This is a genomic window from Sorangiineae bacterium MSr11367, from assembly GCA_037157805.1.
In the GTDB taxonomy this organism is placed as follows: Bacteria; Myxococcota_A; Polyangia; order Polyangiales; family Polyangiaceae; genus Pendulispora; species Pendulispora rubella.
The window spans coordinates 2062205-2083861 of sequence record CP089983.1; the positions used below are offsets into that span (position 1 = coordinate 2062205).

Below are 21657 nucleotides of genomic sequence, written 5' to 3' on the forward strand. Positions count from 1 at the left end.
CATCTCCGATCTTCCCGTCTTCCCGTCTTCCTGTGAATCTCTCCTAGGCCTTTCGTGCGCGGAAGCAGTCGCGGACGTGGTCGTCCACCAGGCCGCACGCCTGCATGAACGCGTACATGATGGTCGACCCCACGAAGCGAAAACCGCGCTTCTTGAGCTCCTTGCTCATGGCGTCCGACTCGGCGGTGATCGCGGGCACGTCCTTCAGCGTGCGCCGCTTCTTCACGATGGGCTCCCCGTCGACGAAGCTCCAGATGAACGCGTCGAAGGATCCCTCGGCCGCCTGCACCTCGAGGAACGCGCGCGCGTTGCCGATGGTGGCGTCGATCTTGAGGCGGTTGCGCACGATGCCTTCGTTGGCCAGCAGCGCGGCGCGCTTCTTGGCGTCGTACTTCACGATTTTCTTGGGGTCGAAGCCGTCGAAGGCTTTTCGGTACGCCTCGCGCTTTCGCAAGATGGTGATCCACGAGAGCCCGGCTTGGGCGCCCTCCAGGATGAGCATCTCGAAGAGCTTTCGATCGTCGTGCTGGGGCACGCCCCATTCTTCGTCGTGGTAGCGGAGGTACAGAGGATCGCTCGTCGCCCATCCGCAGCGGGTCAAAGTCGGGGTCGGCATCGTCACGGATCTGTAGGGCCTACCGTGCGCGGACGGTAGAGCGGTAGGCCTGCAGGCGTGAGAGATCCAGGTGCGTGGCCGATTCGCCGCGGAGCTCCACGTTGGACGCGGGCAGGCCCAGGTCGACCAGCGCGGGCGGATCCTCCTCGGCGCGCAGGGCCTCCTCGGCCACGGAGCGGAAGGCCTGGCGCTTGGCCTCCGTGTCGAAGATGACCCGCACGCGTTCGAGGCGCGTCCCGCCGAGCGACAGGTGCAGGCGCAGCGCGGTCATCATGGCGTTGGCGCAGGCCTCGACGCTGATGCGCGCCGCCCCGGTGCCCAGGGCAGGGAAGGCGAGGGAGCGCAGCCCGAGCTCGTCGGCGAGGAGAAATGCGCGCTGGGTGGCGCGGCCGACGCAGGAGATCTCGTTCCAGCCGCTCACCGCGTGCAGCACGCGGCGTGCGCGCAGGTTGCCCGCGCCGGTGGGCACGCACGTACCCAAGGCTTGCTCGCCGTTGCGCATCGCTTCGTCCTCGATGCCGTCGCCGCCGCGCCGCCGGAGCGCGTCGCCGACGCCCGTGCGCATGCGCATATGGTAGTTGCCCGACGAAACGATGCCATCGACCTCCGCCTCGGAGAGATCGCCCACCTCCAAGGTGATGGTGCAGTCGAGAAGGCGAAAGGTGAACTCGCCCTGGCACACCAGCGGCGCCGCCTGGATGGAGGAGCGCAAGGCGTGCTCGATCATGGCAAAGTGCCGCCCTGCCGTGGCCGCATGCGGAAGGCGGTGCGCGGGATCTTTGCTCAACATGGTGGCGAGCAAATTCTGGAAGTACCCCTCCTGAGGATGCTCCGGTGGGGGGAACGTCACCGTCACGCCGGGATCGAGCAATTGGTGCAATCCCGGAAAAGGCGGTGTGCCATACCGCAGAAGGTACGCGGTGGCACCGGCGCCGAAGACATCCGTGCGCCGATCGATAGGCTCACCGCGTAGCTGTTCGGGGGCCATGAACGAGGGCGTCCCGCAGATCTCCATGGGCTGTCCGCTGGAGATGCCCGCGGCGATCCCGAAGTCGCCGAGGCGGATGCCGGTCTCGGGTGAGCCGAAGACGTTGGATGGCTTCACATCGCGGTGGATGACCCCGCTCTGATGTGCGGAGTGGAGTGCTCGGCACGTCTCTTTCAGCACATGACAGATGAACCAGAGAGGGAGGGTGACGCCGAGCGTTTTGCGCCGCCAGGCATCGAGCTCCTCGATGTCGATGCCATCGACGTATTCTTGAACGACGTAGGGAGTCCCTTCGTGGATTCCGGCGTTCAAGGCACGAACGATGCGCGGTTCGGGGATGCGCGCCATCGACCGCGCTTCGTTCAGGACCCGTCGGCTCGCTTCCTCCATAGAAAACGAGGTTTTGCAGAGGGTCTTGATCATCACCGGGATGGACAAGACCTCGTCTTTGGCGAGCCAGACTTCGCTCATGCCGCCTTCGCCGAGGAGCCCCCAAATTTCATAATCGCGGATGCGGGTGCCGGGAGCGGGCATGGGCGCAGACTATCTGATATAGAGCGCAACCACGTAGCCATGTCTCAACCCTGGAAACACCCCGATCGATTCGTTTTGCGCCATGTCGGCCCCGACGCCGCCGAGATCGCCGAGATGCTTCGCGCTCTCCGGCTTTCGTCGCTCGAAGAGCTCGTCGACGAGACGGTGCCTACGAGCATTCGCCTCGCCCGCCCGCTCGATCTTCCCGCGCCCCTCGCCGAAAGCGAGTTGGCCGCGCAGGCGAACGAGCTCAGTCAGCGGAACGAGATTTTCCGCTCGTACCTGGGTATGGGTTACTCGGACTGTGTGACGCCCCGAGTCATCCAGCGAAACATCCTGGAGAATCCCGGCTGGTACACGCAGTACACGCCCTACCAGGCCGAGATTGCGCAGGGCCGCCTCGAGGCGCTGCTCAATTACCAGACGATGGTGAGCGACCTCACGGGGCTGCCCATCGCCAACGCGTCGCTGCTCGACGAGGCCACCGCCGCCGCCGAGTCGATGCACATGGCCCACGCGCTGCAGAGCGGCGAGGAGAAGAACGTGTTCTTCGCCTCGGAAGCGTGCCACCCGCAGACGCTCGATGTGCTGCGCACGCGCGCGGAGGCCATCGGCATCAAGCTGGTCATCGGCGATCACGCGAGTGTGGACTTCGCGTCGCTCGGGGCGTTCGGCGCCCTCGTGCAGTACCCGGCGACCGACGGCGCGCTCTACGACTACCGCGCCTTCGGCGAGAAGGTGCATGCGGCGGGCGGCCTGTTCATCGTCGCGGCGGACATCCTGTCGCTGGCGCTTCTCACCCCGCCCGGTGAGTTCGGCGCGGACGTGGCGATCGGCAGCACGCAGCGCTTCGGCGTTCCGCTCGGCTACGGCGGACCGCACGCGGCCTACTTGGCCACGAAGAACGAGTTCGTGCGCAAGCTGCCGGGCCGCATCATCGGCGTCGCCCAGGATTCGCGCGGCAAGCCTGCATTGCGCATGGCGCTGCAGACGCGCGAGCAGCACATTCGCCGCGAGAAGGCGACGAGCAACATCTGCACCGCGCAGGCGCTCCTCGCGGTCATCGCCGGCATGTACGCCGTCTACCACGGCCCGCGCGGCATCCGCGCCATCGCCGAGATGGTGCACACGGCGACGAACTCGCTGGCCGGCGGCCTGCGCGCCCTCGGCGTGCGCCTCGTGCACGACGCGTGGTTCGATACCTTGCGCGTGCGCGGCTCGGAAGCGGACGTGAAGAAGTGGCTCGCCGCCGCGGAATCACGCCGCATCAACCTGCGCCGCATCGACGCGGAGAACCTCGGCATCAGCCTGGACGAGACCACGACCCCCGCGGACGTGGCGTCGTTGCTCGGCATCTTCGGCGGCGACGGAAACACCGGCGCGACGTTGGCCTCGCCCATCACGGGCGTGCTGCAACGAAGCTCGGCGTACCTCACGCACGCGATCTTCAACAAGTACCACTCCGAGACGGAGATGCTGCGCTACATGCGCCTGCTCGAGGGCCGCGACCTGTCGCTCACGCACTCGATGATCCCGCTCGGCTCGTGCACGATGAAGCTCAACGCGACGGCGGAGATGATGCCCATCACGCTGCCCGGCTTCAACCGATTGCACCCGTACGTTCCGTTCGCGCAGTCGCGCGGCTACCAGCAGATCTTCGACGAGCTGGAAAGCTTCCTCGCCGAGATGACCGGCTTCTCCGCGGTCAGCCTGCAGCCCAACGCGGGCGCGCAGGGCGAGTACGCGGGCCTTCTCGCGATCCGCAAATACCACGAGAGCCGCGGCGATGCGCATCGCACGGTGTGCATCATCCCGTCGTCCGCGCACGGCACGAACCCGGCCTCCGCCGTCATGGCGGGGCTCGACGTCGTCGTGGTCAAGTGCGACGAGCAGGGCAACATCAACGTGGCCGATCTCGAGGAGAAGGCCCAGAAGCACCGCGACAAGCTCGGGGCGCTGATGGTCACCTATCCCTCGACCCACGGCGTATTCGAGGAGCAGATCAAGAAGATCTGCTCAGTCATTCACGAGAACGGCGGCCAGGTTTACATGGATGGCGCCAACCTTAATGCGCAGCTTGGCCTGTGCCGCCCCGGCGACATCGGCGCCGACGTGTGCCACGTCAACCTGCACAAGACGTTCTGCATCCCGCACGGCGGCGGCGGGCCCGGCATGGGCCCCATTGCGGTGGCCTCGCACCTCGCTCCGTTTTTGCCGCACTACCCGACGCCCGTCGCGAAGAACGAGCGCCTCTCCAGCGAATTCGGTGTGGGGCCCGTGTCCGCGGCGCCGTGGGGAAGCGCGAGCATCCTGATTATCAGCTGGGCGTACATCAAGATGATGGGCGCCGAGGGCCTCACCCACGCGACCAAGGTCGCCATCTTGAACGCGAACTACATCGCCGAGCGCCTCGGCCCGCACTTCCCCATCGTGTACCGCGGCACGCGCGGACGCGTCGCGCACGAGTGCATCCTCGACGTTCGCCCCTTCAAGAAGACGGCGGGCATCGAGGTCGACGACGTGGCCAAGCGCCTCATGGACTACGGGTTCCACGCGCCGACCATGTCGTTCCCCATCGCGGGCACCCTCATGGTGGAGCCGACGGAGAGCGAGTCCAAGGCCGAGTTGGACCGCTTCTGCGACGCGATGATCTCCATCCGCGAAGAGATCCGCCAGATCGAAGAAGGCCGCCTCTCGCGCGAGGACAACCCACTGAAGAACGCGCCGCACACCGCGGACATGGTCATCGCCAACGAGTGGAAGCACGCCTACGGCCGCGAGCTCGGTGCATTCCCCGCGCCGTCGACCCGCGAGCGCAAATTCTGGCCGCCCGTGGGCCGGCTGAACAATGCGCTCGGCGATCGCAATCTGATCTGCACCTGCCCGCCGCTCGAAGATTACGAGTGATGTCTCCGGATTGCCGGCACCACGCTTCTTAGCGCGTGGTGCCGCCGTCCGTGCCGTCGTGAAGCGCGGGGTCGACGCGCAGGATGGTGCCACGTTCACCGACGGCGACGAACTTGTCGCCGTCGACCGTGAGTGCCAAGAGCGCGGCATGCGTCCCGCTCGCGATGCGCTCGAAGGGATTGTCGTTCACCGAGAGGAGGACCGTCCCGTGATCGCCGACGATGAGCCGGTACCAATCGAGCCTCATGTTGGCCCCTTCGCCGTGCCAGATGTAGAGTGCCTTGGTGGCGCGGAGCGTTTCGTTGGTGGGTGACGGTTCGTCGTACCAGGTGGCGCCGCCATCGTAGGAGATGACGATGGTGCCTTCGTCGCCAACGGCCCAGATCTTCTGCTCATCGACCACGCCGATGGATCGCAGCTCGCGCGTCGTGCCGCTGTTGCGCGGCGCCCAGCCTTCGTGCCCCAGTTCATTGACCCAGAGCGCGCCGTTCGCTCCTACGGCGTACATCTCGAATTTGCTGCGATAGCTTATGATCGCGGTGCCACGGATGGGGGCGAAGGGGACGTGCAGGCCCTGGGGCCAGAGGACGAGCTGGTAGTCGGGGCCGATGTACCATTGCCGACCGTCCACCGCCATCAGACTTCCCCTGAGCTCCCGAGGTAGGATCTCCGGACTGTTCGAGATGGATGCGATGGGGCCAGGCGTGCCCCCCACGGGGCGCAGTGGTGAGCCGTCGAGGGAACATGCGAGGGCGCCGGCACCGTCGGCGACGCATAGTTGCGCGTCGAATGCATCCAGCACGTGGATGTCCATCGCCCCAACATCCGCAAGCGGTTCCCATTTGGGTGCGTCGACGACAACTGGGCTCCCACGTTTGAACAGGGCTTTGTTCCCGCCCACGACGAGCGATGGCCGTCCTATGAAATCGCGCTCCACCGTTCGCAACGTGGCTTTCGTGTCGATCGCCTCGCGCGTGATCCGATCGTCGGCCGGCCCTGCATCGGTCTCGGGGGTATCGGCGTCTTCCGCAGCATCGGCATCGGTCCCCGCATCGGGGCTCGGGAGCACGTCCGGCATCGCATCGCGCAGATCCGGCAGCGACGGATGTTCTCCGTCGTCCGCTCCACACTGGAGGCCTGCAAAGACCAAGAGCGCCGTGGCGACCGTGATGGCACACCGTCCCGGCGTAAGCGCGTGAAGGAAGTTCATATTGCGAAGGTCGACCTTCGTCCGCGCCCTGTTGCTAGGTATGCGGCGCTACGTAAACGGATCCAGCAGGGCCACGCCGCACCCCTCGAAGTCGCGCGTGTTCCGCGTGACCAGGGTTCGTCCCGTGATGAGCGCCGTGGCCGCGATGAGCATGTCCGCCTGGGCAACGTGTAAGCCGCGACCTTCGCGGTGAGCGCGCAAGTCGCCCGAAGCCCGCGCAATCGTCGCGTCGACGGGCACGATTTCGGCGGGTAAGGCCAGGAGGGCCTCGAACCATGTCACCAGGCGGCGCCGCGTTACCGGCGGCGCGCGCGCGATGCCGTAGGACAACTCCTCGACGGAGATCGCGCTCAGCGCGACTTCGCGCTGGCCCTCGAACCATTGAAGAACGTGTGGATTCGGCGCCGGGCGAACCAGCTCCGAGATGACCTTCGTATCGACGAGGTAGCTCACGTCTTTTCGCGCCTCCCCCGCGGCTTCTCGTCCTCGAAGGGTGACGCCCTCGGTTCCCGCAGGGGCAACTCGAGCTCCACGCCGCCGGCGGCACGAACCTCGGCGCTGGCCTGCAGAAAGCTGCGCATGCGCGCCCCCGCGCTGCCCGTCTCGGCCTGCTCCACGAGGCGCTGGTACTCGTCGACCGACAGCACCACGGCGACCTCCCGCCCCCGATTTTCGAGCCGCTGCGGGGCGCCGGCTGCCTCCCGCACCAATTCCGAGAGGCTTGCTTTGGCCTCTGCGATGTTCCAGCGGTACCGCACCATGATGGTCACCTCATGAGACCATCATGACCATGAGTGATGTCCTCGTCAACCGACCCGCTATTTCTGCCCCAGATAGATCGCGTACGGCGCCTTCTTGCGCTCCAGCTGCATGCGCGGAGCCTCCGGCCCACGGAAGGTCGGTGGCAAGGTGGGGGTCGCGACGCGGACGTTGCGAAAGCCCGTCTCCTCGAGAACGTCGCTCAGCATGGTCTTCGGCCAGTAGAAGTCGTGCACGACCACCGGTGGTCCTGCCGGTGTGGACAGATGAACCTCGAGCGGGTCGCCGGGCGCGTACGTGCGTCCCGCTTCTCCGACGCGCGCAAACTCGAAGGGCAACCCCACCGCGTCGGGATTGTGATCGACAATCGCGTACACCGCACCCGGTCGCAGCAGCCGGTGCACCTCGCGCACGATGCGGCGAATGCGCTCGGCCTCCGGAATGACCACGAATACGAAGCACGAGAGGGCCGCATCGACGCTTCCCTCGCGAATGTCGAGCCGCTGGTCTTCGGCAATGAGCTGGTACGTAATCCGCGGATGCGCGCGCTTCTTCCCCGCAATGGCCAGCATGCCCGGCGACACGTCGACGGCGATGACCGACACGTCGTAGTTGCGCGCGATCAACGCAGAGACCTTGCCCGCTCCGCATCCATAATCCAGCACGACATGGCAATCGCGGCGCGCGAGCCCCAGCTCCTCGAACACGATGGGATACGCCAACACGCGCTCGCGTACAGGTTCGTAATCGTCGTAGCGCTGGGCGAAGTCCAGCAGTTTCCAATCCGTCGTCATGCTCCGTACCTCGCCCGGCAGAGTACTTTATTACGATTGGGGCCAGGCGAGGACCTGCGAGCAAAGTTCGGTGTAACGGCTCAACGGTGCCAAATCCCGATCGTGCAGGCCCAGTAATCTCATGTTTTTCAGCAGCGACTCCATGGGCACGTTCCCCACCCGCTCTCCGATGCCCAATGCGGTGGCATGCACACGATCGGCGCCACACTCCAGTGCCCAAAGTGCATTGGCCAGTGCCAGACCCCGGTCATTGTGCCCATGCCAATCGATGCCGATGTGCGTGGCCCCGAACCGGGCGAGCACGTCCTTGGTGAACCGCAGCAAACCACGCACCCCGCCCGCCGTGGCGTGGCCCACAGTGTCGGCCAAGCAAAGACGCCTTGCGCCATGGTCGATGGCCGTCCGAAAAAGGGTGGTCAGCGCATGCGGGTGCGAACGGGTCGTGTCCTCGGTCACGTAGGTCACGTCGAGCCCTGCCTTCACGGCCACGTCGATGGCCTCGGCGCTCTGCCTGGCAATGAGCGGCACGTCCCAACCCTCCACATATTGCCGAATGGGGCTCGAGCCGATGAACGCGTAGACCTCCACCGGCAACCCCGCGCGCTGCGACAGTTCCAGAATGGGGGTGATGTCCCCGACCAGCGTCCGCCCCGCGCACGCAAGCCGGATGTTCACCTTGGTGCGGGCCACTTCCTTGCAGAGGAGCAGGCAATCTTCGAATGCGCGGGGGGAGACGCTCGGGATCCCAATGGTGGCGATATCGATGCCGAGCTCGCTCATCGCCACCAGGAGCTTTAGCTTGCTCTCGACCCGTGGTTCCGTCACCGACGGGCTCTGCAACCCATCGCGCAGCGTCTCGTCGAGCACCGAAACACGGCCCAAAATGCGACCCGATGCAAAGCCTTCCGTGCCGTGCGCCCGGTTCCAATCGAACTCCGAGTTCGCCGTGTGTGTGTATTCCTTACGTTCGTCGTCCATGCGTGTCAGGCGCCATCTTTTCACCGAGCCGCCTGCGCGTCGAGCGAATGCCGCAATGCGGCTTTCGGGACCCCCGGCGCACCCCGCCACGGCGATGCCAAGGAAAGATGCTCGGTATTCCAATTTGCCAATTCCTCTTTTCGGCTGAGATACCGCGTCATGCGATCCAAGTCCGTTTGGAAAAATGTGTAAAAAGTGAAACTCGCATTGAACGAGTCCGCCTCCTGATTTACATTCGAAGCTCTGGCAAGACGGGGCAGGCCCCATCCTTATCGCCATTGTCGTTCGTAGATTCGGCCGAGCGCTCGGATGCAATGCGGCTCGACGTTGGTCCGAACGGATCGTGTGCCGTATTCGCCAAGACGAATAGCTAATTTGGAATGATCTGAAATTGAAATGCGATTTCGAGGTTGCGGTCATCGGTCCATCACTGCACCGATGGCCGCGATTTCGTTGCAGAAGGGGGACTATATGACGCCCGAACAATTTCGCACGATCGGCTATCGCTTGGTCGATTGGATCGCCGAATACCGCGCGAACCTCCCATCGCGGTGCGTGATGTCGAACGAAAGGCCGGGGGCCATTCGGGAGAAGCTGGCATCGTTTCCGCCGTACTCCGGCGACCCGTTCGACGCCGTCCTGGCCGACTTCGAGAGGGTCGTCGTCCCCGGAATCACCCATTGGAATCATCCCAGCTTCTTCGCAGGTGCGCCGAGCAGCACCAGTTTGGCCGCGGTCCTGGGCGAGCTTCTGGCCTCGGGCCTCGGCGTGTCGTGCACCACGTGGCATGCGAGTCCGGCGGGCACCGAGTTGGAGGAGCTGGTCATGGACTGGTTCCGGCAAATGCTGGGTCTTTCCGATGCCTTTCACGGGGTCATTCACGATTCGTCGTCCACGGCGGCCTTGGTGGCCGCCTTGTGTGCGCGCGAGCGTGCCACCGACGACCTGCGGCTCAAAGATGGCCTTCACGCGTCATCTCCCCTCACGGCGTACACCTCCGACCAGGCGCACGGCTGCGTGGAGAAGGCCTTCATGTTGGCGGGCATCGGGCGCCAGCACATTCGATTCATCGAGACGGACGAGCGCTATGCCATGCGCGCCGACCTGCTTCGCACCCGCGTCGAGGACGACCTTCGCGCGGGCCTGCTTCCTTGCATCATCGTGGGAACGATCGGCACGCACGACACCGCGGCGGTCGACCCGCTCGTTCCCGTTGGTCGGCTCGCATCGCGTTATGGCATTTGGCTTCACATCGATGCGGCGACGGCGGGGGCGGCCATGGTCGCGCCGGAGTGCCGCCCTCATTGGACGGGAATCGAGGGGGCCGATTCCCTCGCCGTCGACCTGCATCGATGGCTCGGCGCGGGAATGGATTGCACGGCCTATTACGTGCGCGATACCGACCGGCTCCAACGCGTCATGTCCACGAGCCACCACGCCGGCATGGACGACGAGACCACGAGCTACCGCCACTGGGGCATTCCGAGCGACCGCCGGTTTCGCGCATTGAAATGTTGGTTCTTGCTGCGAGAACAAGGAACCAATGGCCTCATCGAACGCGTGCGGCGCGACATTCAACATGCCAAATGGCTCGAGGCCGAAGTGCGCAAAGCCGACGGTTGGGAGGTCGCCGCGCCCGTCCTCTTTCAAACGGTTTGCGCGCGTCACATTCCCCACGGGCTAAGCTCGGCCGAAATCACCTCGGCGGAGATCGACCAGCACAACCTGCGCTGGGTCGAGCGGGTGAACGAAAGCGGAAAAGCCTATTTGACGTCCGTGCTCATCGACGGCCGCCGCGTGGCCCGCATCTCCATCGGCGCCGAGGCCACCGAGCTGTCCCACATTCGAGACTTGTGGGCCCTCATGCAACACTGCGCCGGTGCGCGCTGAACCCGCGCGCACCGGGCCGATTCCAAACTACGACTGCGTGTGGGTGGTGTACGCCGCCGCGTCGAGCAGCTCGCCGAGGGACTTGGGATCTTTCACGGCGATGCGCACGAGCCATGCCGCATAGGGATCCTCGTTCAGGAGCTCACCCTTTGCCACGACCTCGGCGTTCACCTTGGTGATCTTGCCGTCCACCGGCGCAAAGAGATCGCTCACGCTCTTCACGCTTTCGATGGACCCGAAGGCGCCGCCCGCGGTCACTTCGGTTCCTTCTTTGGCGTCGATGGTCACGAGGGTGATGTCGCCGAGTTGTTCGACGGCGAACTTCGTGATTCCCACCACGATTTCATTGCCCTCGATCTTCGCCCACTCGTGATCTTTGGTGTACTTGAGGCCCTCGGGAATGCTCACATCGCTCATTTGGATACAGCCCCTTTGTTCGCTTTGTAAAACGGTGTTTTGACGACGGTCGCTTCGATGTTCCGCCCCCGGCAGTCGACCAGGAACTGGGTTCCAATGGCCGTAAGGTTGGCAGGCAGATAGCCGAGACCGATGTTCTTGCCAACGGTCGGCCCAGGGCTTCCGCTCGTGCAGATGCCCACCTCGTTACCTTGGAGATCGCGGAGGGGGTAACCGTGCCGGGCCACGCCGCGGCCGGTGACCTCGAAGCCGACCAGTTTGCGCGCGAGCGGCTCGGCCTTCACCTTCTCCAGCGCCTCGCGCCCCACGAAGTCGCCCTTGCCGAGCTTGACCACCCAAGCGAGCCCCGCTTCGAGAGGGTTGGTCGTCTCGTCGATGTCGTTGCCATAAAGCGAAAGCCGCGCCTCGAGCCGGAGCGTGTCGCGCGCCCCGAGCCCCACGGGCTTGAGCCCGAGCGGCGTGCCCAGCTCCACCAAGTGCCGCCAAAGCGCGGGCGCTTCGTTCCACGCGCAGAAGATCTCGACCCCGTCCTCGCCGGTGTATCCGGTGCGGGCCACCGTGCAGGCGATGTTGGCCACCACGGCATCGCGGAAGTGAAAGCTCTTGAGCTCCGACAGCTTGGCCGCGTCGCTCCCTGCGAGGGCGAGCACCTCGAAGGCCTTGGGACCTTGCAGCGCGATGAGCGCCGTGGAGTCGCTGCGGTCTTCGAACTCGCAGTGATCCTCGGCGGCGCTGCGGAAAACTTCGACCATCTTGTCACGGTTCGAGGCGTTGCACACCGTCAGGTAACGGTCGTCGCCGGCGCGGTAGACGATGAGGTCATCGAGGATCGTCCCGCTGGCGTTGCAACATGCGGTGTAGAGCGCTTGCCCGACCGCGAGCTGCCCGACGTCGTTGGTCACCAGGTAGTTGACCACCTGTCCGGCGTGCGGGCCGCGCATCTCGAGCTCACCCATGTGCGAAACGTCGAACAAACCGCACGCGTTGCGAACGGCTTGATGCTCGTCGACGATTCCGCTGTACTGGATGGGCATCGACCAGCCGGCGAAGGGGACCATGCGGCCGCCGTGCTTGACGTGTTCCTCATGGATCGAGGTGCGCCGCTCTTCGGTGGCGCTGGCTTTGGGGGAATCAGGGGGGGAAGCGGGAGGATTCATCGCGCGAGCAGGGTACACCCCTTTCTCGCGGCAAGCGCTCGGCTTATGCTTCGATCATGGCGACCCCGTGGGATCGTGCTGCGCGCGGCTATGTCGAAGAGTGGGTACCGCGATTTACGCCGTATCACCTCGATTTGATTCAGGAGGCGAAGGTCGAGCCGGGGCAGCGCGTGCTGGTGGCGTGCTGCGGCCCAGGCACGGAGGTTCTCGCGGCGGCCCGCGCCGTGGGTGAGACCGGTAGGGTCCGCGCCACCGACAAGAGTGCCGAGATGGTGAAGATCTGCGGCGAGCTGGCGGACGCGGCGGGGCTGGAGAACGTCTACTGCGAGGAGGCCGACGCCAAGGACGCGAGCGGTGGCCTGTTCGATCTGGTGGTCTGCGCCTTCGGGCTCTGGCAACTCGACGACCGGGTAGGGGCGCTCACCGCCTGGGGGCGTTCGCTCTCCAGCTCGGGCAAGGTCGCGGTGATGACCTGGGGCCCCACGGAGGAGGACGATCCGTTCGAGCGGGCGAGCCTCTGCCTGCAGCACCTCGAGCCGGACTTCGTTCCACCGGCGCCGCGCATCCTGTCGCAACGCGACTCCATGGCGCAGATGTTCGAGGAGGCGCAGCTCACGATGGTGCGCCACACGGTCTTCCGTCACACGCTCGCCTTCAAGCGCGCGGAGGACTTCTTCAACGCGCTCCGCGAGACCTATCCGTGGAACGAGATTTGGGATCAGTTGGGCGATGCGCGCATGTCCCGTGTCGCTGCACGATTCTATGGCCTCGTGGGCGGGCCGGATGCGCCGCTCTCCTGGGATCCTGCGGCCACCTTGGCGATTGCAGGTCTTCCGGGTTCGGAGATCGAGGTAGCCTCGCGCCGCTCGAGCGTGCACGTACCGATCAGCAAGGGCTCCACGCCTAACCTGAAATGAGGCCGGACGCGCCATCGTGTGCATGGCGCGCCAGCTCAGAATAAGAATTAGGGGCTCGTCGATTTTCTGATCGCGGCACTCCGACGCTCGCATTCACGAGGCGAAGGAGACGTTATGCGCAAGACCTATCGACTCGTGCTACTCGCCGGCATGCTCGCTCTCGCCGCGTGCGCTGGTACGACGGACAATGGCGACGAAAAAAACGGTGGCGACAACGGCAAGCTCGGACAAGAGTCGGGCGAGTCGGAGGACTACGATGGCGGCTCGGCTCCCGACGCGAGCACGGGCTGCGGTGAAGATGGTGGCGCGGGAGAGATCGACGGTGGCGTTGGCTGGGACAGCGGCGTTCCTTCCGATGCGGGCACGCATCCCACGGATGGCGGCTTTCCCGTCGACGCCGGCCCGCATCCCACGGATGGCGGCTTTCCCGTCGACGCCGGCCCGCGTCCTGACGGCGGCCCGCATCCCACGGATGGCGGTCCTCCCACCACCGATGGCGGTCCGCATCCCACGGATGGCGGTCCTCCCACGACGGATGGCGGCTATCCCACCGATGGCGGCCCAATCCCCGTCGATTCAGGTACGGGCGGCGGCTGCGATGCGGGCATCCCGGACGAAGACGGAGGGTTCCCGGGCCAAGATGCCGGCGTGCCGGACGAAGATGGGGGATACCCCGATCCCGGCGTGGACGCAGGGGTACCGTGATGATAGACGCGGGGCCTCTTTGAGGAGCGAGCTTCACCGAGAATGAGGAAGGCAGCTGCACTTTTTGCCTTCATTGCATACGGTGCCGCAGGGTGCCTCGGTGGAGTTACGACCTTGGGAGGCCTCCAGGAGCCGGTCGACGCAGGCATCGACGCAGGCATCGACGCGCAGAGCGATGGTCCGGTTCCCGTCGATGGGGGGCCACCTCCCCATGATGGGGGGCCGCTTCCCAGCGATGGGGGGCCATTCGATGCGGAGTTCGATGGAGATCTCGATCCCGACGCCGATCTCGATGCGGGCCCTCCCACGGACGGGGCCGTCCTCGATGGCGGCCCTTCCGATGGCGCGCCTCTCCCTTCCGATGGCGGAGTACCCGTCGATGCTGGCTCCTCCGATGCCGGGGTGCCCGTCGATGCCGCCCCTTCCGATGACGGCGCCGCCCCCGATGCGGGCGCCGCCGTCGACAGCGGCATTGCGCTCGGTTCTTTCGATGAAAGCGTGATCGATGGGGAGCAGTAGCGCGCATCGCTGCTCCTCCATGTTGCTCGCGGCAGCTGCCGCGCTACTGCCCGCGCGCACGGCATCGGCTGCTCCTCGCGATCTTTCCGTGCAGATCGACTCCACGCTCAAGGCGTGCCCCGCCGCCGCCGACATTCGGCAGCGACTCCTCGCCGTCCTTCCCGACGCCGGTGAATCCACCGACGTCGCCGTGGCCTTCGTGCGTCGGGGGCGCGGGTACGAAGCCACCATTCGTCTTTCGGGCGCAGCCGTCGGCACCCGTGTCATCAAGCACGACAAGACCTCGTGCGACGCGATGATCGACGCCGTCGGTGTCGCGCTCTCGTTGATGCTCGATCCATTCGAGTCGGCGCGACGGAAAGAAGAACCGCCTCCACCTCCACCCTCACCCAAGCAGGAGCCTCTCGAGGACACGTCACCGCGGCCGCCCGCCGCGCCCCCAACCGTCGCACTCGACCTGGGCGCGGGGCTCACACGCGGCCTTCTCGGAGACATCGCGCCGGTGTTCGGACTGACTGCGCGATGGCTTCGGCCTTCACCCTGGTCCTTCGGTCTCGGAGTCTTTCATCAACCCCTCTTTCGCAAGCCCGCGTCCGTCGGGATGCCGAACCCCGGCAACGTCGCCCTCGCCGTCACGGGCGCGCACACCGAAGGTTGCTTCACCGGATTCGGCAGTCATGCATCGATGGCTTTGGATGTGTGTGCAAATGTTCGCATATCCCTCGTGTCGGGGGAGGCCTCCGGGTACCCCCGCGAGAGCAACGAGCTGCGTCCGCTCGTGACATTGGGCCCCGGTCTCTTATGGAGTCAGCGCTTTGCTTTGGGCGTCGGCCGGTTCGGGTGGGCCTTGTGGGCCCGCGCCTCGGCCGACGTCCCGGTCGTTCGGGCAAGCTACGACGTCGCGGGGGCTGGGATCGTCTACAATGGTGCGAGTACCTTTTTCGCGCTCTCGTTGGGCGCATCGTTCCTATTGCCATGAAGCAGCAATTCCGCGCCGTGTACGACGAGCATTTCGCGTTCGTGTGGCGCTCGCTGCGGCGGCTCGGAGTCCTCGAGAACGATGTCGCGGATGCGGTTCAGGAGGTTTTCATGGTCGTGCATCGACGCCTGGACGATTTCGAAGGGCACGCCAAGCTTACGACGTGGCTCTTCGCAATCGCCATGCGCGTCGCCCAACGCCGCCGCAACGTCGTGTGGGACAAACGTCACGTGCTCTCGGAGGACGGCCCCTTGAAGGAGGCGCCCGACGTGCGTGAGGATGCGTCCACGATCTTGGAGCGCCGGCAACGCCTCGCGCTGCTCGAAGCGATCCTCGACGAGCTTCCGATGGATCAGCGCGCCGTCTTCACCTTGTTCGAGCTCGACGGCATGAGCGGCGAAGAGATCGCCTCCTTGCTCGACATCCCCGTTGGGACCGTGCACTCGCGTCTGCGCATCGCGCGCGAGCGGTTCCGTCAATCGCTCGATCGGCGGGTGGCGCGCGAACGCTTTGCCATGGGAGGGGGACGCGGCGCATGAAACCGCGCGACCCGCGTCGATGGCTGGATCAATCCGGCCCGGAGACCGAGATGGAGCGCGCGCTCCTCGACGTCGGGCGCGAGATGGATCCGCCTCCGCAGGCGAAGGATGCCGTGTGGGCCGCCATCGTTGGCGCGGGGGTCGCCGGAGGCGCGATCGGTGCCACCGCAGCGACCACGGCCACGGCGGCTGCAAGCACGGGCACAGGGGCCAGCGCCGGTGCCGGCGCCGGCGTGGGGGCGGGTACGGTCGCTGCGGCAGGTACGGGGGCGGCGGCGGGCACGGGTGCCGCCATCGCCGGAGGTGCCGCCGCGACGACGAAGGTTGCCACGGCGACCTTCGGTGCCAGCGCGCTTCTCAAGGTCACCACCGCCATCGGCGTATTGGGCGTCACGGCGTCCATTGCCACGAGCCCGAGTGAACCTTCGCGGGTTCCCCCGCGCGATGTGGCAAGTGCATCGCCGTCGTCATCGGTCCTCGTGATGCCTTCAGGAGCGGCCCCCCAAGCCGGGCCTGGGGCGCGTCCTTCGTCTCCTGCCATTCCTGCCGTTCCTTCTGCGCCTTCCTCGGACGCTATCGAGTTCGCCCCGCAGCCAACGTTTCGCCCGCAGGAGCCTGAAGCCACGTCTCCGTCCATTTCTCTCCCCGCGCCCGCCCCCGAAAGGCGCGCATCGCCGCTCCATCCACCGCCACCCGTCATCGCGCCACCGGCTGTCGTCGTCCCCCCTTCGAATGACACGATTGCCTTGCCGCCCGCGGTTTCGACGTTGCCCGAGGAAGCGCGCGTTCCCGCTTCGGGCGGGGGAGCGGCAAGAGAGGCCAGCACGGACATCGAGCCCGACGTGCTCGATCAACTCGCCGACGAAGCGGCCCTCGTGAGCGCCGCTCGGCGCGAACTGCGCCAGGGACGCGCAACCAGCGCGCGCACGCTGCTCGAACGCGGAGCGGCGACGTTCGCGGGCGGCACGTTGGAGGAAGAGCGCCAAGTGCTCTACGTCGAGGCGCTCGTCAAAACGGGAAGCTTGCAGCGGGCCAAACTCCACGCGGCGAACTTCCTACGTGCACACCCGACCAGCCCCCATGCGGAGAGGCTTCGTGCATTGGTCGGCGCGGCGGACAACAAGTAGGGCAACTCGGAGACTCGGAGCGGCGGTAGCCAGAGCCTCGGTACCGCGCTATGGTACGGCACTTTCGCGGCCTCGAGCCGCTTTCAAGGCGAGCTCAGCTCGTTGCATCGGAGAGAAAGAGGAGCCTTTTACCGCATGGCACGCTACCAGTTCACTTCCGAATCCGTCACCGAAGGCCATCCCGACAAAGTCTGCGATGCCATCTCCGACACCATTCTCGACGCTCTCCTGGCCGAGGACCCCAGCTCGCGTGTAGCGTGCGAAGCGCTCGCCAAGACCGGCATGGTCATCGTCGCGGGTGAAGTCACCACGCGCGCGTGGGTCGACATCCCCACGCTGGTTCGCAAGACGGTGCTCGACATCGGCTACAACGACTCGTCGCTCGGCTTCGATGGCAACACGTGCGCGGTCCTCACCGCCCTCGAGAAGCAGAGCCCCGACATTTCGCAAGGCGTCACCGAAGGCGAAGGCCTTCACAAGGAGCAGGGCGCCGGCGATCAAGGCCTCATGTTCGGCTACGCGACCGACGAGACGCCGAACCTCATGCCCGCCCCCATCGACTACGCGCACCAACTCGCGCTCCAGCTCGCGGCCATCCGCAAGGGCAAGAAGGTCGACTTCCTCCGCCCCGACGGCAAGACGCAAGTCACCCTCGAGTACGAGAACGACGTGCCGGTTCGTGTCGACGCCGTCGTCGTCAGCACGCAGCACAGCGAGTCCGTGAAGTACAAGACGCTGCGCGAAGCGGTCATCGAGCTCGTGATCAACAAGGTGCTGCCGAAGAAGCTCGTCGACCGCAACACCAAGTTCCACGTCAATCCGACGGGCCGCTTCGTCATCGGCGGACCGCAGGGCGATTGCGGTCTCACGGGTCGCAAGATCATCGTGGACAGCTACGGCGGCATGGGCCGTCACGGCGGCGGCGCCTTCTCGGGCAAGGACCCGTCGAAGGTCGATCGCTCGGCGTGCTACTACGCGCGCTACGTTGCCAAGAACGTCGTCGCCTCCGGCGTCGCACGTCGTTGCGAGGTGCAGGTGGCGTACGCCATCGGCGTGGCGAAGCCGGTCGGCGTCCACGTGAACACCTTCGGCACGGGCAAGGTCGACGAGGAGAAGCTCGCCAAGTACATCCTCGAGAACTTCGACATGCGTCCGAAGGCGCTCATCGAAGAGCTCGACCTCCTCAAGCCGATCTACCGCAAGACGGCCGCCTACGGTCACTTCGGCCGCAAGGGCTTCTCCTGGGAAGAGACGAACCGCGCCGAGCAGATCGCGTCGGACCTCCTCGGCACCACGCCGAAGGCCAAGGGCAAGGTCGTCGAGAAGCGCGCCAACGGCAGCGCGAACGGCCACACCAACGGCAACGGCGCGAAGGCTGCCAAGGCCGCGCCGAAGAAGGCTGGCAAGGGCGCCGCCCGCGGCGGCAAGAAGGGCAAGAAGGACGTCGCCGCTCAGGAGGCGTGACGTTCGACCTTTCGTCGCAAGAATAATAAGGCCGCGGTGGCGAGTAGGATGACCGCCGCGGCGCTTGCGGCGAACCAGTGAAGCCGGCGCGACCTCGATTGGGATTCCTCGTCGAGGCGCGCCAAGTCTGCTTTGGCGTACGCGTTCTCCGGATCGAGCTCGATCGCGCGCATGAGCGCAGCCCGATCGACGAGGCCGCGCCCCGCGAGTCGATGCGCCTCCAGCCACGTAATGGCGCTGGAGATGCGATCCCGCTCCGTGCCGCCCGGCGCGAGCCGCTCCGCCTTGCGGTAATAATCGAGCGCGCGCGCAGGATCGCTCGGCGCGAGGGCCTGTGCATATTGCACGTAAATGGGAACGGCCTCCCCGCGTCGCTCGAAGGTCGGCGCCCGCGCGAAAACCTGGTCGAGCTGCGACACGGCGGCTTCCGGCTCGCTTTTGGCCTTGGCCAGCGCTTCGTCGAACAGCGTGTACAGATCGCGAAGCCGCGCGTGATCCATCAGGCGAAAGAGCTCGCGCTCGAGCTCCGCGGCGCCCCATGTTTCGGGCGCCGGCGCATTCTTCAAGTTGGTGTACGTCTCGCGCAGCTTGGGAAGGGCCGCGTCGCCGAATTGCGCGATGGCCTCGCGCGAAGCTTCACGGATCGGCGTGCGATCCGAATTGGCGAACGCGAAAACGGCCCCCAGCGCATCGAGATCGCGCGCCTTGCCGTAGGCGCGGAGCACCTCGGCCAGCAGCGCGCCGTCCTTCGTTTGGACGGCCTCGCCCGGGACCTTCTTGTTCATCGCCTCGAGCACCGCGATGGCCCACTTGCGCACCTCCAGCGGGTTCGACCGGCCCTTCGCTTCGATCAACGCGGGGACGGCCACCTCACCCATCTCCTGCAAGCGCCGCCCCGCCTCCTCGCGCGCGGACGGATCCCCGCTCACGGCAGCTGCTACGATCTTCCGCGCCCCCTCGGGGGACTCCTGCTGACCCAGCGCATTGGCCGAGAAGGCGGAGCTCGCAAGGATGACGAGCGAGATGCTCGTTGCGGCTCTTATTGCTCGATGCGGAAGTCGAAAAACTCGCCGGTGTAGCTCTTCCAGCGCACATCCACATTGTCGACGCGTGCGGCCGACGGACCATGCTGGGCCCAACCGATGATCTCCTTGATGGCGTCTTCCTCACCCTCGGCACGGATCTCAACCGCGCCATCATTGCGGTTCTTCACCCAACCTGTGATGCCAAGGCGACGGGCCTCGCGCTGCGCCGAAGCTCGAAAAAAAACTCCCGTGACTCGCCCTTTGACGACGAGATGAACTCCCTTGTTGGCCATGGTTTCTCGAGGGCCGATTATCAACGCTTGTGCGCCTGGCGCCAATCCCACTTGTGCCTTACGGACCGTAAACTATGGTCGGCGGAGTGGCGGTCGGTCGAGTGACCAGTTTGCTTCGCGGTCGGGGCCTCTTTGGCGGCCGACCGGCCACCGTCACCTTGCGCCTCGAAGGCGGGCCCCTGCGTCTCGACGGGGTTCCGCTCGCCGACTATGCGTACGTCCCATCGGCCCGGACCACGGCCATCGCCGCAAAGCAAGCGGGAAAAACGCGGAAAATCGGGACGGTCGAGCACCTCCTGGCGGCCTTCGGGGGACTAGGGGTTCACGATGGCGTGGCCATCGAGCTCGAGGGCGACGAACTCCCCATCCTCGATGGTGCCGCCGCCGGATGGTGCGCCGCCCTCGTTGAGCTCGGTGCACCGCGCTCGGCGCCGCCCAGCCGCATCGCCCGGCCGGGCGAGGTCCGTGTAGGCGCAAGCATTTACCGCTTCGCGCCGTGCAGCCTCCGCGAAGTGGCCGTCGCCCTCGACTATCCCGAGGCCCATCTCGAACTGCGTGCCGAGTGGCGGGGCGATCCCGACGACTTCGTGCGCCGCGTCGCCCCCGCGCGCACCTTCGCCCTCGCGCGCGAGATCGCGGCCCTTGCCGAGGGCGGCATGATGGCGCACGTCGATCCCGAGAGCGTCGTCATCGTCGACGAACACACCGTGCACTCCGCGGGCGTCCCCGCCGCGTCCGACGAACCGGCGCGCCACAAGTTGCTCGATCTGGTGGGCGACCTCGTACTCCATGGCGGTCCCCCCGAGGGGCGCATCGAAGCCTTTCGCCCCGGGCACGCGGCCACCCACGAGATCATGGCCCGCGCACGCGCCATGGGCATCGTCGTCGATCGATAGTATCTACCGCACGGTGCCCCGGAGACTCGCGCCGCTCCTCCTTGCGCTCACCACGCTGACGTGCCTGACGTGGTCGCTGGCTTGGCCCCGCGTGGTGCAGGCCGACAACGCGAGTCGTCTGAGCCGTTTGCCGTCCGCACCGCGGCCGCCGACCCTTCCCGAGTTGGCCCACGCCGATCGCGAGGCGACCGTGGAGCTCACCTCGGGGGCCTACTACCCGCGCGATACCGGGACGCTGCGCGGTCACGTCCCCATTCACGTGCTTCGTTTGGCCATGGAGGTCCCGCTTCACGAGCGCGCCTTCTTCATCGGCGGCACCTACGAGGCGGCCATGGGCTCGCCGGCAGGGCCCCGCGCGCCGTTCGTGCTGGGCGGCAACACGGAAATCCACGGTCGCGCCGTTTGGTCCACCACCACGGGGTTGGCCTTCGGGGCGGGGCTCGGCGTCGTGCTGCCGACCGCGAGCTTCGACGTCAATTCCATCGATGCCTTCTCCCTCGCCTCGGCGGCCATCGCACTTCGGCCATGGGATCACGTCTTCTTCCAGAGCGGCACCTTCGCACTTCGCCCCTTCGTCGACGTGCACGACACGGTCGGGCCGTTCATCATTCAATTCCGCGAAGGCCTCGATTGGACCTTCGACGTGCGCGAAAGCCAGGGCCAGCGTGCCTTCTCCCTCGCGACGCTCTACGTGGCCATACGGCCCGTGAACTGGGTCGCCCTTGGCGTCGAGGCCTACCAGCTTTACATCATCGATGCCCCCGTGGCCGACGAGCGCCGCGCGTTCTTTGCCGTCTCGCCGTCGGCCCGCTTCATGCTGAAGTACGTGCAGCCCTCCATCGGGATGATCCGCAGCGTGGGCGCACCGTTCTACCCGGGCACCGATAGCACCACCGCCATGCGGGCTGGACTGACGCTTCTTTGGTGAAGGCGCGCCGGCGTT

Annotated in this window: 21 protein-coding genes and 1 pseudogene; 11 read left to right on the forward strand and 11 right to left on the reverse strand. The window is 66.1% G+C overall.

Annotated features, from left to right (window positions below; translation table 11 throughout):
• Positions 1–43: 43 nt before the first annotated feature.
• Together LVJ94_08070 and LVJ94_08075 are read right to left on the reverse strand one after the other, a co-directional pair.
• The gene (locus tag LVJ94_08070) at positions 44–601 is read right to left on the reverse strand and encodes a DNA-3-methyladenine glycosylase I (GenBank protein ID WXB10692.1); all 558 of its coding nucleotides are present in this window, start codon (positions 599–601) and stop codon (positions 44–46) included.
• 34 nt (positions 602–635) lie between these two features.
• Positions 636–2138: a serine/threonine-protein kinase gene (locus LVJ94_08075; protein ID WXB07191.1), complete on the reverse strand. Its 1503-nt coding sequence runs from the start codon at positions 2136–2138 to the stop codon at positions 636–638.
• Positions 2139–2177: 39 nt separating this feature from the next.
• Between LVJ94_08075 and gcvP the strand changes: the two genes are divergently transcribed.
• Positions 2178–5045, forward strand: a complete 2868-nt coding sequence (gene gcvP / locus LVJ94_08080) for an aminomethyl-transferring glycine dehydrogenase (GenBank protein WXB07192.1) — start codon at positions 2178–2180, stop codon at positions 5043–5045.
• Between the two features lie 28 nt (positions 5046–5073).
• On the opposite strand, the gene LVJ94_08085 is transcribed toward gcvP, so the two are convergent.
• Genes LVJ94_08085 through LVJ94_08105 form a run of 5 tightly spaced genes read right to left on the reverse strand, consistent with a single transcriptional unit; the run spans position 5074 to position 8786 of the window.
• On the reverse strand, positions 5074–6255 hold the full coding sequence (locus LVJ94_08085) for a hypothetical protein (GenBank protein WXB07193.1): 1182 nt from the start codon (positions 6253–6255) through the stop codon (positions 5074–5076).
• A gap of 48 nt (positions 6256–6303) precedes the next feature.
• Positions 6304–6708, reverse strand: a complete 405-nt coding sequence (locus tag LVJ94_08090; protein WXB07194.1) for a PIN domain-containing protein — start codon at positions 6706–6708, stop codon at positions 6304–6306.
• Entirely contained in the window at positions 6705–7016 is a 312-nt protein-coding gene (locus LVJ94_08095; protein WXB07195.1) for a type II toxin-antitoxin system Phd/YefM family antitoxin, read from the reverse strand. The genes LVJ94_08090 and LVJ94_08095 overlap by 4 nt, the downstream gene beginning before the upstream one ends.
• Before the next feature lie 57 nt (positions 7017–7073).
• Entirely contained in the window at positions 7074–7808 is a 735-nt protein-coding gene (locus LVJ94_08100) for a class I SAM-dependent methyltransferase (GenBank protein ID WXB07196.1), read from the reverse strand.
• A gap of 30 nt (positions 7809–7838) precedes the next feature.
• Positions 7839–8786 (reverse strand): 2-isopropylmalate synthase, encoded by a 948-nt coding sequence (locus LVJ94_08105; GenBank protein WXB07197.1) that lies wholly within the window; start codon positions 8784–8786, stop codon positions 7839–7841.
• Positions 8787–9257: 471 nt separating this feature from the next.
• On the opposite strand from LVJ94_08105, the gene LVJ94_08110 reads away from it, so the two are divergent.
• On the forward strand, positions 9258–10676 hold the full coding sequence (locus tag LVJ94_08110; protein ID WXB07198.1) for a pyridoxal-dependent decarboxylase: 1419 nt from the start codon (positions 9258–9260) through the stop codon (positions 10674–10676).
• A 27-nt stretch (positions 10677–10703) separates the two neighbouring features.
• Here the strand turns inward: LVJ94_08110 and gcvH are convergent, their stop codons facing one another.
• Positions 10704–11093, reverse strand: coding sequence for a glycine cleavage system protein GcvH (gene gcvH, locus LVJ94_08115; GenBank protein ID WXB07199.1), 390 nt, complete (start codon positions 11091–11093; stop codon positions 10704–10706).
• Positions 11090–12250 (reverse strand): glycine cleavage system aminomethyltransferase GcvT, encoded by a 1161-nt coding sequence (gene gcvT / locus LVJ94_08120; protein ID WXB07200.1) that lies wholly within the window; start codon positions 12248–12250, stop codon positions 11090–11092. Before gcvT ends, gcvH begins: the two co-directional genes overlap by 4 nt.
• 56 nt (positions 12251–12306) lie before the next feature.
• Here gcvT and LVJ94_08125 point away from each other — a divergent pair, with 56 nt between their 5' ends.
• From LVJ94_08125 to metK, 7 genes and pseudogenes are all read left to right on the forward strand, one after another.
• Entirely contained in the window at positions 12307–13167 is an 861-nt protein-coding gene (locus LVJ94_08125; protein WXB07201.1) for a methyltransferase domain-containing protein, read from the forward strand.
• A gap of 114 nt (positions 13168–13281) precedes the next feature.
• Positions 13282–13872, forward strand: coding sequence for a hypothetical protein (locus LVJ94_08130; protein WXB07202.1), 591 nt, complete (start codon positions 13282–13284; stop codon positions 13870–13872).
• A gap of 42 nt (positions 13873–13914) precedes the next feature.
• On the forward strand, positions 13915–14391 hold the full coding sequence (locus LVJ94_08135) for a hypothetical protein (GenBank protein ID WXB07203.1): 477 nt from the start codon (positions 13915–13917) through the stop codon (positions 14389–14391).
• Positions 14378–15370 (forward strand): hypothetical protein, encoded by a 993-nt coding sequence (locus LVJ94_08140; protein WXB07204.1) that lies wholly within the window; start codon positions 14378–14380, stop codon positions 15368–15370. The genes LVJ94_08135 and LVJ94_08140 overlap by 14 nt, the downstream gene beginning before the upstream one ends.
• A complete protein-coding gene (locus LVJ94_08145; protein ID WXB07205.1) occupies positions 15367–15909 on the forward strand; it encodes an RNA polymerase sigma factor in 543 nt (180 codons plus the stop codon). The genes LVJ94_08140 and LVJ94_08145 overlap by 4 nt, the downstream gene beginning before the upstream one ends.
• A complete protein-coding gene (locus LVJ94_08150) occupies positions 15906–17036 on the forward strand; it encodes a hypothetical protein (GenBank protein ID WXB07206.1) in 1131 nt (376 codons plus the stop codon). Before LVJ94_08145 ends, LVJ94_08150 begins: the two co-directional genes overlap by 4 nt.
• 135 nt (positions 17037–17171) lie before the next feature.
• Positions 17172–18299 (forward strand): annotated as a pseudogene (metK, locus tag LVJ94_08155) (methionine adenosyltransferase).
• 188 nt (positions 18300–18487) lie between these two features.
• Here the strand turns inward: metK and LVJ94_08160 are convergent.
• Together LVJ94_08160 and LVJ94_08165 are read right to left on the reverse strand one after the other, a co-directional pair.
• Complete coding sequence (locus tag LVJ94_08160; GenBank protein ID WXB07207.1) at positions 18488–19429, reverse strand: hypothetical protein; 942 nt, start codon at positions 19427–19429, stop codon at positions 18488–18490.
• A 110-nt stretch (positions 19430–19539) separates the two neighbouring features.
• Positions 19540–19818, reverse strand: coding sequence for an acylphosphatase (locus LVJ94_08165; protein WXB07208.1), 279 nt, complete (start codon positions 19816–19818; stop codon positions 19540–19542).
• An 86-nt stretch (positions 19819–19904) separates the two neighbouring features.
• Between LVJ94_08165 and LVJ94_08170 the strand changes: the two genes are divergently transcribed.
• Positions 19905–20714 carry a UDP-3-O-acyl-N-acetylglucosamine deacetylase gene (locus LVJ94_08170; GenBank protein WXB07209.1) on the forward strand — a complete coding sequence of 270 codons (810 nt, stop codon included), beginning with the start codon at positions 19905–19907 and terminating at the stop codon, positions 20712–20714.
• Positions 20715–20727: 13 nt separating this feature from the next.
• On the forward strand, positions 20728–21642 hold the full coding sequence (locus tag LVJ94_08175; protein ID WXB07210.1) for a hypothetical protein: 915 nt from the start codon (positions 20728–20730) through the stop codon (positions 21640–21642).
• Positions 21643–21657: the final 15 nt, after the last annotated feature.

Bases quoted from the DNA above. Each gene is read 5' to 3' on its own strand.
- LVJ94_08150 (WXB07206.1), top strand. From the start codon at position 15,906: ATGAAACCGCGCGACCCGCGTCGATGGCTGGATCAATCCGGCCCGGAG.
- gcvP (WXB07192.1), top strand. From the start codon at position 2,178: ATGTCTCAACCCTGGAAACACCCCGATCGATTCGTTTTGCGCCATGTC.
- LVJ94_08125 (WXB07201.1), top strand. From the start codon at position 12,307: ATGGCGACCCCGTGGGATCGTGCTGCGCGCGGCTATGTCGAAGAGTGG.
- LVJ94_08095 (WXB07195.1), bottom strand. From the start codon at position 7,016: ATGGTGCGGTACCGCTGGAACATCGCAGAGGCCAAAGCAAGCCTCTCG.
- LVJ94_08165 (WXB07208.1), bottom strand. From the start codon at position 19,818: ATGGCCAACAAGGGAGTTCATCTCGTCGTCAAAGGGCGAGTCACGGGA.
- LVJ94_08145 (WXB07205.1), top strand. From the start codon at position 15,367: ATGAAGCAGCAATTCCGCGCCGTGTACGACGAGCATTTCGCGTTCGTG.
- gcvT (WXB07200.1), bottom strand. From the start codon at position 12,250: ATGAATCCTCCCGCTTCCCCCCCTGATTCCCCCAAAGCCAGCGCCACC.
- LVJ94_08130 (WXB07202.1), top strand. From the start codon at position 13,282: ATGCGCAAGACCTATCGACTCGTGCTACTCGCCGGCATGCTCGCTCTC.
- LVJ94_08135 (WXB07203.1), top strand. From the start codon at position 13,915: ATGAGGAAGGCAGCTGCACTTTTTGCCTTCATTGCATACGGTGCCGCA.
- LVJ94_08105 (WXB07197.1), bottom strand. From the start codon at position 8,786: ATGGACGACGAACGTAAGGAATACACACACACGGCGAACTCGGAGTTC.
- LVJ94_08085 (WXB07193.1), bottom strand. From the start codon at position 6,255: ATGAACTTCCTTCACGCGCTTACGCCGGGACGGTGTGCCATCACGGTC.
- LVJ94_08075 (WXB07191.1), bottom strand. From the start codon at position 2,138: ATGCCCGCTCCCGGCACCCGCATCCGCGATTATGAAATTTGGGGGCTC.
- gcvH (WXB07199.1), bottom strand. From the start codon at position 11,093: ATGAGCGATGTGAGCATTCCCGAGGGCCTCAAGTACACCAAAGATCAC.
- LVJ94_08140 (WXB07204.1), top strand. From the start codon at position 14,378: ATGGGGAGCAGTAGCGCGCATCGCTGCTCCTCCATGTTGCTCGCGGCA.
- LVJ94_08100 (WXB07196.1), bottom strand. From the start codon at position 7,808: ATGACGACGGATTGGAAACTGCTGGACTTCGCCCAGCGCTACGACGAT.
- LVJ94_08110 (WXB07198.1), top strand. From the start codon at position 9,258: ATGACGCCCGAACAATTTCGCACGATCGGCTATCGCTTGGTCGATTGG.